13 protein-coding genes are annotated in these 12,748 nt (G+C 46.5%); 4 read left to right on the forward strand and 9 right to left on the reverse strand.

The features are described 5' to 3' along the window. Positions 1 to 177: 177 nt before the first annotated feature. The 5 genes from BQ8014_RS16305 to ribD form a co-directional block, all read right to left on the reverse strand. Positions 178 to 2,856: a BamA/OMP85 family outer membrane protein gene (locus BQ8014_RS16305; RefSeq protein ID WP_080905284.1), complete on the reverse strand. Its 2,679-nt coding sequence runs from the start codon at positions 2,854 to 2,856 to the stop codon at positions 178 to 180. A gap of 14 nt (positions 2,857 to 2,870) precedes the next feature. Beyond that, a complete protein-coding gene (locus BQ8014_RS16310; protein WP_080905285.1) occupies positions 2,871 to 3,614 on the reverse strand; it encodes an isoprenyl transferase in 744 nt (247 codons plus the stop codon). A 15-nt stretch (positions 3,615 to 3,629) separates the two neighbouring features. After that, entirely contained in the window at positions 3,630 to 4,337 is a 708-nt protein-coding gene (locus tag BQ8014_RS16315; RefSeq protein ID WP_080906011.1) for a type IX secretion system protein PorG, read from the reverse strand. Between the two features lie 73 nt (positions 4,338 to 4,410). After that, entirely contained in the window at positions 4,411 to 5,763 is a 1,353-nt protein-coding gene (locus BQ8014_RS16320) for a DUF6242 domain-containing protein (protein WP_080905286.1), read from the reverse strand. Positions 5,764 to 5,833: 70 nt separating this feature from the next. Next, complete coding sequence (ribD, locus tag BQ8014_RS16325) at positions 5,834 to 6,931, reverse strand: bifunctional diaminohydroxyphosphoribosylaminopyrimidine deaminase/5-amino-6-(5-phosphoribosylamino)uracil reductase RibD (RefSeq protein WP_080905287.1); 1,098 nt, start codon at positions 6,929 to 6,931, stop codon at positions 5,834 to 5,836. A gap of 55 nt (positions 6,932 to 6,986) precedes the next feature. Here ribD and prmC point away from each other — a divergent pair, with 55 nt between their 5' ends. From prmC to BQ8014_RS16340, 3 genes are read left to right on the forward strand one after another with little or no spacing between them, the layout of a single operon-like run. Next, positions 6,987 to 7,835 (forward strand): peptide chain release factor N(5)-glutamine methyltransferase, encoded by an 849-nt coding sequence (gene prmC, locus BQ8014_RS16330; RefSeq protein WP_080905288.1) that lies wholly within the window; start codon positions 6,987 to 6,989, stop codon positions 7,833 to 7,835. Then, entirely contained in the window at positions 7,832 to 8,326 is a 495-nt protein-coding gene (locus tag BQ8014_RS16335; protein ID WP_080905289.1) for a regulatory protein RecX, read from the forward strand. Before prmC ends, BQ8014_RS16335 begins: the two co-directional genes overlap by 4 nt. Further along, entirely contained in the window at positions 8,301 to 9,005 is a 705-nt protein-coding gene (locus BQ8014_RS16340; protein ID WP_234998071.1) for a ComF family protein, read from the forward strand. Before BQ8014_RS16335 ends, BQ8014_RS16340 begins: the two co-directional genes overlap by 26 nt. Here the strand turns inward: BQ8014_RS16340 and BQ8014_RS16345 are convergent. After that, on the reverse strand, positions 8,992 to 9,387 hold the full coding sequence (locus BQ8014_RS16345; RefSeq protein ID WP_080905290.1) for a DUF2023 family protein: 396 nt from the start codon (positions 9,385 to 9,387) through the stop codon (positions 8,992 to 8,994). The two genes, BQ8014_RS16340 and BQ8014_RS16345, sit on opposite strands and share 14 nt — an antisense overlap. Beyond that, positions 9,387 to 9,890, reverse strand: a complete 504-nt coding sequence (gene fldA, locus BQ8014_RS16350) for a flavodoxin FldA (RefSeq protein ID WP_080905291.1) — start codon at positions 9,888 to 9,890, stop codon at positions 9,387 to 9,389. Before fldA ends, BQ8014_RS16345 begins: the two co-directional genes overlap by 1 nt. A 168-nt stretch (positions 9,891 to 10,058) precedes the next feature. Between fldA and BQ8014_RS16355 the strand changes: the two genes are divergently transcribed. Continuing rightward, on the forward strand, positions 10,059 to 11,240 hold the full coding sequence (locus BQ8014_RS16355) for a sialidase family protein (RefSeq protein WP_080905292.1): 1,182 nt from the start codon (positions 10,059 to 10,061) through the stop codon (positions 11,238 to 11,240). Between the two features lie 21 nt (positions 11,241 to 11,261). On the opposite strand, the gene BQ8014_RS16360 is transcribed toward BQ8014_RS16355, so the two are convergent. Continuing rightward, complete coding sequence (locus BQ8014_RS16360; RefSeq protein WP_080905293.1) at positions 11,262 to 11,840, reverse strand: hypothetical protein; 579 nt, start codon at positions 11,838 to 11,840, stop codon at positions 11,262 to 11,264. A gap of 77 nt (positions 11,841 to 11,917) precedes the next feature. Next, positions 11,918 to 12,508 (reverse strand): Crp/Fnr family transcriptional regulator, encoded by a 591-nt coding sequence (locus BQ8014_RS16365; protein WP_080905294.1) that lies wholly within the window; start codon positions 12,506 to 12,508, stop codon positions 11,918 to 11,920. Between the last annotated feature and the right edge of the window lie 240 nt (positions 12,509 to 12,748).

Raw genomic sequence — 12,748 nt, forward strand, 5'->3', positions numbered from 1 at the left:
CACGGCATCCCTCCCATTACACGATCGACTTTATCATCAGCGCCATTAGCCCGGAAGCCTTTTCCATCTGTTTTTCGCATTGGGTATCGGAGGCAATAGACGATAAAAAACAAGAGAGACGGGGAGCATTTGCATCCCCGTCTCTCCTATTTTTTCAATTATAAATGGATATGGATTTTAGAACTCCTGCCCCAGGATAAAGTGGAAATGGCTTCCTCCGCGCTCTGTAGAGCCGTAGGGCTTATCAAATCCATAGGCCCAGTCGATACCCATCAATCCGATCATCGGAAGGAAAATACGGACACCGAAACCGGCTGAACGCTTCAAATCGAACGGACTGAAGCTGGAGATGTCTCCCCACGCATTTCCTCCCTCGACAAAGGCTAGCCCATAGATGGTAGAGGAAGGCTCCAGCAGGAAGGGATAACGAAGCTCCATCGACAGGCGGGAATAAGCGTATCCGTAATACAGATAGCTGTTATTTCCGGCAATCTCACCGTTGTCATATCCTCTCAAACCGATCGTTTCGGTTGCATAGGTCGTAGAATATCCGCTCATCCCGTCCCCTCCGACATAGAAGGTTTCGAAAGGGGATTTTTTGTTTTTATCATAGGAACCCAAGAATCCGAATTCTGCGCGGGTCATTAATACCGGAGTACGTTTCGGTCCTCCGAACTGCGGTAAACGGGCCAAAGGAGAGAAGACTTTCGCTTTGAATTTCCATTTATGGTATTCAATCATCTTGTATTTGGACTCGTCATTGCTTGCCATGGATGCATAATCTTTCCCATCCCATAAAGAATAAGGAGGGGTTGCCGCAACAGAAGCGGAGAACTGGGAACCGCTACGGGTATACAACGGATTGTCGATCGAATTACGCTGTAACATCAGTTCCAGGTTAATATTATGGGATGTTCCGTTTGTGACTAAAAAATAGTTCCAGTCTTTCATGATATACACCTGGTAATTCAAAGTCGCCATAAATTGGAAGTAATCGTCCGGCCAATTCAACCGCTTGCCGTAACCGGCAGAAACACCGATCATTTGTATCGATTTATCCGGGTCGTAGGCCAACTCATAATTCCCATAATTACCATAGCCACCGTAGCCATAGCCACCATAGCTACCATACGGATAATAGCTATTATACATACTGCTACTATAAAGATTACTCATGTAATTACTGCTGATATCCGTCATCTTGGAATAGTAAGCACTGACAGATAAGGTGTTAGGACGCTTTCCTCCAAACCAGGGATCCAGGAATGAAATGCTGTACGCCTGGTAATACCGCCCGTTAGTCTGGCCGCTCAACGTAAGCGTTTGTCCTTCACCCTGCGGAATAATGCCCTTATATGTCTTGGGATGCAGGAAGTTTTTCATGGAGAAGTTGGTGAATTTCAAGCTTAACTTACCGATTACTCCCGTTTGCCCCCAACCAGCGGAAAACTCGACCTGGTCGTTTGCTTTCGAAACCAGATTATACTGGATGTCCACTGTTCCGTTATCGGGATCGGGCAGCGGCACCGGATTCATGTTTTCCGGGTCGAAATGCCCCATCTGGGCCAATTCACGAATAGAACGCATCAAATCCTCCCGGCTGAATAACATACCGGGTTTCGTACGCAGTTCCCGGCGTACGATATCTTCATACAGACGGTCGTTTCCGTTAATGATTACCTTATTGATGGTTGCCTGGGGTCCTTCCTGAATACGGATTTCCAAGGCGATAGAATCATTTTCCACTTCGACTTCCACCGGATCCGCCCCGAAGAACAGGTAACCGTTGTTATAATAGACGTTCGAAACCGCATCTTCATCCGTCTGCAAGCGCTCCATTAATTTCTTTTGGTTGTAGACCTCTCCGGGCTTCATATTCAGAATAGAGCCTAACTGGTCGGTCGAATAATGGGTATTTCCTACAAACTGGATGTCCCTCAGAAAATATTTATCCCCTTCATCTACCTTCAGCTCGATTTTTACCCGTTTCTCCGTCACATTATAAACGGTATCGGATAAAATAACGGCATCGCGATATCCTAATTCATTATATTTGGATATAATGTTTTCTTTATCTTTCGTATATTCTTCGGTTGTAAATTTCTTCGTGCTGAAAAACTCACGCAAACTGGTCTTAAATCGCTGTTTCAGATTGAAACGTTCGTTGGTTTTCTTCATCGCCTTCTTGATGTCGGCATCGGACAACGCCTGGTTTCCATCAATCGTGATCTCTTCAATCTTTGTTTTCTCATTTTTGTCAATCACAATATCAACGATCACCTCCCCCTCGCGGGAAACATCGTCCTTTTGATTGATCTCCACGTCTACATTCTTGAATCCTTTGGCGTCAAAATGTTTCTTGATGATATCCTTGGCCCGGTCCATCACATTCGGCGTGATCTGAAACCCTTTTTTAAGCCCCAGCTTCGCTTCAAGGTCCTCGCGTTCGCCCTTCTTGACCCCATGATAACGAACTTCAGAGATACGGGGACGTTGCTTCAACTGGATATCCAGCCATACTTTGTCATCCACAATCTTGGTCGCCAGAATCTTGATGTCGGAAAAAAGTCCATGCTTCCAGAAACGTTTGACAGCATCGGTAATCTCGTCACCGGGAATTGTTACTTCATCACCGACAGATAATCCGGAGAAATTTATCAATACAAAATCTTCATAATTCTTTGCTCCCGTCACTTTTATATCTTCAATCTTGTAGCGCTTGGGGGAATACGAATAAGAAATCAACGGCACCGCTGCCGAATCTATCGGCTCAACATGTGTAGTGTCACTTTCCTGAGCGAAGGATAGAAAGGCCGCGCTCAAAAAAAGAAATAACAATACGAATCGTTTCTGCATAGTATAGCTATTATTTATAAAATTAGTTGCTCGCTTGTCTGACCGAAGCGTCGCTCCCGATGCTGGTAAGACAATATAGCCTCATACAATTCATCCTCTCTGAAATCAGGCCAAAAGACATCCGTAAAATAGAGCTCGGAATAAGACAACTGCCAAAGCAAAAAATTGCTGATGCGCTGCTCCCCGCCGGTACGGATCAACAGATCCGGATCAGGAATGCCGCGGGTAGTTAACTGATCGGCAAAAAGCTCTTCTGTAATATCTTCAACCTTTATTTTCTTTGTTTCCACTTGCGCAGCCAACCGTTTAGCTGCTTCCACTATTTCCCAACGGGAAGAGTAACTCAATGCGAGCACCAAAGTCACTCCCGTATTTGCGGAAGTTTCCCGGATGCAATCCTGCAATGTCCGGTTTGTCTGCTCGGGCAGCCGGCTCAAATCACCGATTGCTTTCAGGCGGACGTTATTTCTCATCAGGTCCGGCGTCTCCCGGTGGATCGCCGTCACCAATAAATTCATCAAGGCGATCACTTCTTCTTCCGGACGATTCCAGTTTTCCGTCGAAAAAGTATATACCGTCAGATAGTTCAAACCGATTTTCGTCGCTGCCTCCACGGCTTTACGGACAGAAACGACGCCTTCCTGGTGACCATAGCTCCGTTCTTTGCCACGGGCTTTTGCCCATCGCCCATTTCCATCCATAATGATTGCCACGTGCCGGGGCAAATGTTCTTTATCTATTTTATCTATCAGCGACATGAATTCTTTTCTGTCTCAGTATATACTCTTAATATTATTGCACGGCCTGTTCCGAGGCCCGAAATCCCATGTCAACGACAAATGCAGGAAAGAATACCAATCCTTATTCTTAAATAAGCTACCCTGCATCCGGTAGGGATCATCAAGGAAACCGTTTCCGTCATCCGTCACATCGAAGTTATCTCCGAATAATTTACGTACCGTAAACTCCAATCCCAGATTCAACCGGTTCTTCATCTTATACTTCACTCCAATTCCTATCGGGATGTTCGGGCCGAAAAAAGTCTCGCCTCCGGGAGCTACAGTCAATCCTATCCCCGCCAGAATATAAGGCGACAGGCGTTTGGTATTCAGGTAAGCGAACTTATCGCTATACGGGAGGAAGTTGAATTCGAACTGCCCCCCCAAATCGAACAGGTTCCGGCTGAACGAGCCTTGCGCCTGATCCGGAAAAACATTTTCCAATCCCTCCGTACTCCCCGATACCTGCGCCCATGTCAGGTTAGCCTTTATTGCCACCCTGAAATGGGGATTGTACCGGAAAACAGCACCGATCGAAGACCCTAACTCCTTAAAAGGCGTATTTTTATTCAAATCCCCCATATAGAAGGCCCCTCCGGCCATTCCGCCTATCTCGTATTTGTATTCCTGGGAATTCGCAACCGAAACAATTGAAATAAGCAAAACGATCAGAAAAGTCCGTTGAAAAAAAGTTGAAGACATACATTTATAGATTATCATATCTTTTTTTCTAACGTGAAAAGCGGTATAAAAGTATACACACTTTCCTTTCTTTCTAATCTTTAAAGCCTAACCGATTGATTCGCCCTCTCCAAAGATCATTTAAATCCGAAGCTCCCTTGCTTACCTTTCCTCCGAAAAGAAGCATATAATTATCCTTATCGACAATGACGGAAGAAAAAGCACGGGCTGCAAAATCATCCGGCATACGAACCAAAGAATCCGAAGCCGCCCATGTAATTCCCTTGTCTTTCGATATATATATATCTTTTATCATCTGATTGGAGGCAGTCAGCCCTCCAATCAAGTAGATGTTTCCGTCATAAGCTGCCACGACAGCGCCGGTTCTTGCTTCAAACGGAGGATACAGATCATCGGTCTGGATTGCCCAATCCCTTCCGTTTAAAGTAGTCCATGCCGAACCCAGCAGCGTACCGTTCGGATCTTCTCCGCCGGCGACCAATAACCGCTGGTAATACATCGACTCATAATTCACTACCCCGAAACCGGATACCGGGAATCCGGGAGAAACAGCATCACCTAAAATCCATTCCTTATTTTCATCCATGGAAGCAAACTGCAGACCGCCCTCTCCTGCGACAACTGCGCTCAAAGCCGACGGATTCACTTCTCCGGCAGGTAAAGCGCCCAATATGGCTTTTATGGAAGGAGCTCCGCTAACGGCCGACCAGCTCAATCCGTCGGCCGACTGATAGAGCGCACCTCCGATGGAAGGCACATAAGAAAGGCCGTTATATGCCGTCAATTGGGACAGCAAGACTCCCTCGGCGGGAAGTCCGGTTATTGCTTTTTCGGTCCAGGAATTCGGAGCGGATTCCGGGGCGGTATATAACTTATACCCACCACCGCTTACCGGCTTCACATAGAAGAACAACTGTTCGTCCCGTTTAATCGCTTTCTGTTCGGCAATTGCGACATCCTGCAGAAGGGATGTTTTCTGCCAAACCATCGAATCCGGATTCACCTGGTGAATATTTACAGATACATGATATGTTTTCATAGTAACTCCATCGCTCGAGTGAACGACAATCTTCACCGATTTGGAATAATCCACCGAGTCGGCATTATTATATATAATAGTATCTCCCGTCGCCTCCGGCATAATCTGGGCATAAGAAAAAGAAGAAGCTAAAGACAGGGTCGTAACCAATTTCCGGTCGAGCACCGTTCCATAATCCATTGAATCGGCATTATATATATAGCCATTAATCTGGTCAATGACGAACTTTACATCTCCAATTCCTTCAATCGAATCATTTGCCAACGAAAAAGAAGAGATCTGGCAATTGGTTAAATCATACTCCGTCGTGTCCTTGTCAGAATCCAGACAGGAGGAAAACGACAAGACAAAACAACCGATCAGTAAGAGTAACAAACTATTTTTCATCCAGCACTTAATTTATCATCCTATAAAGTCACAAAAGTAGAAACATTTTTCTCTTTACCTCTCATTAAAATTAATATTTATAATATTTTAGTTCCATAGGCGTCTTTTTAGAGAAGCTTTTCAATGGAAAGTAGACCGTAAACAAATGTCCGTTGAGTAATTTCTGACCGAACCGGCACACTGAATACAACGACAAATCAGGTGCTTTGACACCGTCATACAGGGCCATAGGAGAAGTTTCTACCGACAACTGATCCCACAATCCGGATTTCAAAAATGTAGTTAAAACCTCCGATCCGCCTTCCACCAGCAAGGAATGAATCCCTCTCTTATACAGGGAATCCAAAAGAGACGGAATGAAACAAGGGAAAAAATCAATGGGAACATATTCCACGTTCGTCCGGTTCATCCCCTCCTTTTCCGTATAAACCAATGTCCGTTGGTTTCCGTCGAACAAGGTAAGCGTATCCGGCAAACGCAGATTCCGGTCCAGTACCACCCGCACCGGAGAATTACCGGCCCAATGCCTTACGGTCAGCGAAGGATTATCAAGAAGAGCCGTATTCGTGCCTACCAGGATGGCATCCATTTCCGAACGCAGCTTATGCACCATTCTCCGGGATTCGGGAGAAGAGAGCAAAACCGGAGGCGTCGATGCGTCCGTCCGTTTTTTATCCATAAAACCATCCAGACTTTCAGCCCATTTTAGAAAAACATAGGGCCGTTTCTTTGTATGAGCCGTCATGAAAGCATGATTCAAAGCCTTAGCCTCTTCTTCCATCACGCCGACCACCACTTCCACGCCGGCCTCGCGCAACATCCGGATGCCCCGCCCGGAGACTTCCGGAAACGGATCCTGGCAAGCGACCACCACCCTCGGTATACGCATCCGGATAATCAGATCGGCACAAGGCGGTGTCTTCCCATAATGCGAACAGGGCTCCAAACTGACGTATAGCGTAGAGTCCGGTAGTAAGTCCGGCTCCGTGACCGACCGGATCGCATTGACTTCGGCATGCGCCTCCCCGGATTTACAATGATACCCTTCCCCGATAATCCGGTCGTTATGCACCAATATAGCACCGACCATCGGATTGGGAGCTACGTCCCCCCGGCCGTTTTTCGCCAATTCCAGGCAGCGCACCATGTATTTTTCATCAATCTGCATCTCTTCTTGTTTTGTGCTTTTTCCTTTTTCCTTACTTTTGTATCAAACAATAACCATGATTGAAACTGTCGCCTTCATTCACCACGCTTTGGAAGGGCATTATGCCCCCCATGAAATAAAAAGCCTCACGCGGATCCTTTTGGAACAGGTGTGCGGCATTTCTCCGCACCAGCAAATTTTGCACAAAGATAACGAATTATCAGTGACGGAAAAAGAACAAATTCACCGGTTTGTGAAACGTTTGCAAACCGGTGAACCGATCCAATACCTGCTCGGACGGGCGGAATTCCTCGGACTCAGCCTCCGCGTAAACCCGGCCGTACTGATTCCCCGCCCGGAAACGGAAGAACTCGTAGACCGCATCCTCCGGACAGAGAAAGGGAAAGCCCTGCGCATCCTGGACATCGGCACCGGCAGCGGATGCATCGCCATCGCGCTGGCTAAATTCCTCCCGGAATCCCGGGTAACAGCCCTCGATCTTTCGCCCGAAGCACTGGACATCGCCCGGAGCAATGCGACGGAGCAACAAGTCACGATCCGGTTCATCCAGGCGGATATTCTCCGGACAAAAGAGACGGAAGCCCTCCTATCACAACCGTTCGACCTGATCATCAGTAATCCGCCCTACGTCCTGGAAAGTGAAAAGGCTATGATGGAACCGAATGTCCTGGACTATGAGCCGGCGACAGCCCTCTTCGTTCCCGACAACGATCCCTTGCTATTCTATCGTTCGATCGCCGAAACAGGACTTTCCCTCCTCCGCCCCGGAGGCTCCCTCTACTTTGAGATCAATGCCCGCTGCGGAGCGATAACACTCGATATGCTCCGCCGGAAAAGCTATTCTTCCATTGAACTAAGCCAGGATCTATCCGGCAAGGACCGTTTCATAAAAGCTATCCGATGAAAGAAATGACCGAATCCGAAGGACTGCGTCACGCAGCGGCTTATTGCTCTGCCGCGGAACATTGCCGTCAGGATGTCGAAAAGAAATTGACCGGCAACCTTCCGCCGGAAGCCATCCGGCGCATTCTCGACCGCCTGATACGGGAAAACTTCATCAACGAGGAAAGGTTCGCCCGGAGCTTCACCAACGACAAGTTCCGGTTCAACCGCTGGGGGCGTATCAAGATCGGCTACGAACTGCAACGTAAAGGCATTTCCCCGGAAGTGATCCGGCAGGCCTTGGATGCAATAGACGGAGAAGCGTACGAATCGACCCTCCGGAAGCTGCTCAAAGAACGAAAAAAGACAGTCAAGGGCAAAGATTCCCACGATTGCTACCGGAAGCTTTTTCGCTTTGCCTCCGGGAGAGGATTCGAAAGCCAATCGATCAGCCGGCAACTGAAACAATTATTCAAAGACAGCGGCGATGACGTTACGGACGATTTTGAATGACCTGCTCGATCTCTTTTTCCCCAGGCTCTGCCTGCTCTGCCACACTCCGCTCCTCCGGGAGGAAAAACACCTTTGCCTCTCCTGCTTTTGCGACCTTCCGCGGACAGGCTACCATCTCCGCACAGATAACCCGGCGCGCAAACTCTTTGCCGGCATTCCGGCCTTGAGGGAGGTAGGCGCTTTCCTCTTCTTCGAAAGAGAGGGGAAAGTGCAGCAACTGGTACATACCTTCAAATACTACGGGAACAAGCAATTGGCCTATGAATTAGGTAGGATGGCCGCTTTGGAAATATACGGCCGCGACGGGTTTTACCAAACGACGGATCTTCTGATACCAGTACCGCTCCACCGCAAAAAGGAAAGGAAAAGAGGATACAACCAGTCGGAATGGATTGCCAAAGGAATGGCCTCCGTTCTAAACAAACCGGTTTGCCGGACAGCATTGGAACGGGTAACCAATACGCCGACGCAAACGCACAAAACCATCTATGAGAGACAACTGAACATGGAGAATCAATTCTCCCTGGCCGAACCGAAGTTATTGGAAGGAAAGCACCTCCTACTCGTAGACGACGTCATCACGACCGGTGCAACTTGCCTGGCCTGCCTCGACCGCCTGGCCTCCGTCCCCGGTGTGAGGCTGAGTGTCTTCTCGCTTACGATCGTCAGGCAATATTAATCTCCCGGGTAGAAGAAGAGGCAGGCACCGAATGAAGGCGTCTTTTTCTTCCCGAATAGCGTTCACATTGCTTGCAGATATCATATCCCAGCATGGCGCCCAAGATAAAATCTTCTTCCGGAGTCAATTGGTTCAATGGCCGGTTAACGATATGCCGCAATGCATCCAGGCATTCTTTCTTGCCGAAGAACAGATTAATTTTCTTCTCATCCACGTCTTGCTTCAGGAAAGCGATACGTTGGTTCGTAAGCCGGTGAACGGCAAAAGGTTCATACTTCCGGTTCATAGTGAAAAGAACCATATTACGAATCCCCTTCTTGAATTCGTAAATATGGTTTAAAAAGAGTTTCAGTTCTCCCGGAACTATATTTGTTTCTTGCATCAAAGCGCAGATTTAACAACTTCTACCCAAGCATCCACACGTTCATCCGTCTTGTCGCTTTCGTTTACTTCATCAATAGCCAGACCGACGAACTTTCCGTCTACGACTGCTTTTGAATCGCTGTAGTCGTATCCGTCAGTCGGAACAGCGCCGACGAAAGTAGCACCCGTACCTTGTAGATCTTCATAAAGAACGCCGATCGCATCACAGAAAGTATCACTGTAAGATTGGGAATCACCACAACCGAACAAAGCGATTACCTTGCCGGAAAGATCCAAACCTCTCAAGGTCTCGACGCCATCGTACCAATCATCCTGCAAGTCGCCGTCTCCCCAGGTGGAAGAACCGAGAACCAAGACGTCATAACCTATCGCTTCGTCCGCCTTTAATTTGGAAACATCATGTACATCAGCTTTTCCTACACCTAATTTACTTGCTATTTTCTGGGCGATATCATCCGTTGTACCGGTTGAAGAGCCATAATAGATCCCTACTTTTTTCATTTCTTTTAATGTGTTATTAATTTGACTTTGCAAATTTAGGCGAGTCAAAGAAGAAACGGTATACCTATAAATAAGGATATTTACCGTCCGCCATACCCATAAATAGGTAGTCGTTGGTTTCTCTTCTTTTTTATTATCTTTACGGGATGAATCAAAATATGTAATCCCATGAAAATCACCGACTTGTATTATCTTATCGGACTCTGTCTGCTGACAGGTGGAAATGCGTCTGCCCAAATGGACTCGACAAATGTCCCTCAGGGAATCGTAGTCAACCATATCCCAAAGGAAACGGAAAAATATATCGGCTCGCCAAGTCTTTGTATACTTCCCAATGGCGATTATGTGGCATCACACGATGAATTCGGACCGAAATCAAGCGAATTCAGATCAGCACAAACACAGATCTTCACCTCTTCTGACCAGGGAAAGAATTGGAAGAAAGTTGCGACAATCGACGGACAATTCTGGTCGAATCTTTTCGTACACCGGGGAGCGCTTTACCTGATGGGAACCAATAAGCATCACGGCAACTTTATTATCCGCAAATCAACAGACGGAGGCAGTACCTGGACGATTCCCTACAGCCCGCAGACAGGATTACTGCTCGAGGGGGAATACCATACGGCGCCCATGCCGGTAGTTACCCATAGGGGACGTATCTGGCGCGCGCTGGAATATGCCACCGCACCTACCACCGCCTGGGGTAAACGGTACAGTGCCATGATGATCTCCGCGCCGGAGGATGCCGACCTGCTCGACGCCCGGAGCTGGAAGCGAACGAACTCGCTGCCTTATGACTCCGCCTATCTAAACGGGCGTTTCAATGCCTGGCTGGAAGGGAATGCCGTTGTAGATCCGCAAGGTGAGATCGTGGATATCCTGCGCGTGGACGTTCCTGCCGGAATGGATGAACAAGCCGCCATCGTATGCATCAGCCCTGACGGATCGCGGGCGACTTTTAATCCGGAGAATGATTTTATCCCCTTCCCGGGAGGCAGTAAGAAATTCACTATCCGGTACGACGCAAAAAGCAAACGTTACTGGTCTCTCGTCAATGCCATCTCTCCGGAAGACAAAGGAAAAAATCCCGCCGGCATACGAAACCGGCTGGTATTGATCAGTTCCCCGGATTTGCGCATCTGGACGCAGCACGAAACCCTTCTCTATCATCCGGACAGGGAAAAGCATGGTTTCCAATATGTAGATTGGCAGTTTGACAACGAGGACATCCTATTCCTCAGCCGGACAGCTTATGACGATCCGAACGGTGGCGCTCATAATAACCACGACGCCAATTATCTGACATTCCACCGGATCAAAAACTTCCGTTCCCGGATCGACAAATAAAGATGACATTTATATCGAATCCTATTTCCTCCAAAACCGATAACCGATCCGGATGACAGGCGATAAATCAACATTGGGGATTTCATAGGTTATCCCGTCAAAATCCAGGCTCTTACTTTTACGATAGTATACATGAAAAGCCGGTTGTACATAAAACGATTTTCCTATAAAAAATTGATAGCCAACGCCACCTCCCGAATCCAAACTAAACAGATCTTTTTTTATCTCTGTGCTTTTCTGCTCTATTTCAAAGGTATGAAATTCAAAATAAGTATAGATTTCCAAATTTTTCCATACATTATATCCTAAAAAGATCCCCGGAGAGGTTTTATAATAGCGTTTAAATGTCTCGGCCGAATTATTGACTCCGGCTTTTTCCGCATTATAACTCCCTCCGTTTATTACACTCGCCCTTATTCGGAACCGATCATACCGATATCCGACACCGACATGAAAACCTCCCGTAATAAACATCGGAAAAAGACTCTCGACTTCCAACGCCTGTGTCGATTTACTTTTGTCATTAACCTCTTCTTGCGCTGATAAATGGTATGCCGATAAAATCAATAGGGCCATACAATAAATGATACTCTTTCTCATCTCTGATATTTGTTTTGTTTTTATAAGGCAAAGGTCAGAAAAAGAAATCGCGTGCCTCCTCCGCATTTGTTACCAAATTACTTGCCGGAGGAAAAGATCGAATTGCGAATCCGGCTTAAGGACTTGGGAGCTATCCCCAAATAGTTGGCGATATGATAAAGGGGAACTTTCCGGAATATTTCGGGGTATATTTTTAGAAGCTTTAAATACCGGTCTGTAGCGGATAAAGTCTGTAAATCTATACTCAATTGAACCAGTTTAACGTAGGCTTGCTCCATGAGTACCCTGCTGAACCGCTCGAGCGCCGGTATTTTATCGTAAAAAGAAAGAAGTTCCTGATGTTTGACCACCAATAACTCCGAATCCTCGATTGCTTTTATGTTGAGATGGGAAGGCGAATGATTCAACCGGCTGTGGTTGTTTGTCACCCATTCATTTTCAAATGCGAAGTCTGTTGTCACTTCATTCGCATTTTCCAAAGTTTTATAATAGACCAGCACTCCGCTGTTGACAAAAGCAATAGAATCACAGACCGCATTTTCCTTTAAAAAGAAATCATTCTTTTTAATCGTAGCCTTTCCAATTATCGTCTTTAATAGCTCCCATTCTTCGGGAGTAAGCGAAATAATAGAACTGACAACATGCTTTATTTTTTCCAAATCGTCCAAGGAGTATAAGAATTATGCCATAAAGATAATAGAAAAACAGTTCACTTACAGGCTTGCAGGTGAGAAGATAAGAAAAATTCATTACTATTCTTCAGGTTTGAGAAGAAGCGCAAAGTGACTTTATCTGGGCCCCTTACGAAACAACGAAGATCCATCTAAAATATTGATTTTTATAGTATTGAAAAGAGTTGTGTCAAAAAGAAATCCTGTAAAAAATTCATAACTATGAATGTGTGTATT

This window comes from Parabacteroides sp. Marseille-P3160, assembly GCF_900162725.1.
GTDB lineage: Bacteria > Bacteroidota > Bacteroidia > Bacteroidales > Tannerellaceae > Marseille-P3160.

Coding starts and splice junctions, on each gene's coding strand:
- BQ8014_RS16355 (WP_080905292.1), top strand. CDS start 10,059: ATGAAAATCACCGACTTGTATTATCTTATCGGACTCTGTCTGCTGACA.
- fldA (WP_080905291.1), bottom strand. CDS start 9,890: ATGAAAAAAGTAGGGATCTATTATGGCTCTTCAACCGGTACAACGGAT.
- ribD (WP_080905287.1), bottom strand. CDS start 6,931: ATGCAGATTGATGAAAAATACATGGTGCGCTGCCTGGAATTGGCGAAA.
- BQ8014_RS16315 (WP_080906011.1), bottom strand. CDS start 4,337: ATGTCTTCAACTTTTTTTCAACGGACTTTTCTGATCGTTTTGCTTATT.
- BQ8014_RS16335 (WP_080905289.1), top strand. CDS start 7,832: ATGAAAGAAATGACCGAATCCGAAGGACTGCGTCACGCAGCGGCTTAT.
- prmC (WP_080905288.1), top strand. CDS start 6,987: ATGATTGAAACTGTCGCCTTCATTCACCACGCTTTGGAAGGGCATTAT.
- BQ8014_RS16340 (WP_234998071.1), top strand. CDS start 8,301: ATGACGTTACGGACGATTTTGAATGACCTGCTCGATCTCTTTTTCCCC.
- BQ8014_RS16305 (WP_080905284.1), bottom strand. CDS start 2,856: ATGCAGAAACGATTCGTATTGTTATTTCTTTTTTTGAGCGCGGCCTTT.
- BQ8014_RS16345 (WP_080905290.1), bottom strand. CDS start 9,387: ATGCAAGAAACAAATATAGTTCCGGGAGAACTGAAACTCTTTTTAAAC.
- BQ8014_RS16360 (WP_080905293.1), bottom strand. CDS start 11,840: ATGAGAAAGAGTATCATTTATTGTATGGCCCTATTGATTTTATCGGCA.
- BQ8014_RS16320 (WP_080905286.1), bottom strand. CDS start 5,763: ATGAAAAATAGTTTGTTACTCTTACTGATCGGTTGTTTTGTCTTGTCG.
- BQ8014_RS16310 (WP_080905285.1), bottom strand. CDS start 3,614: ATGTCGCTGATAGATAAAATAGATAAAGAACATTTGCCCCGGCACGTG.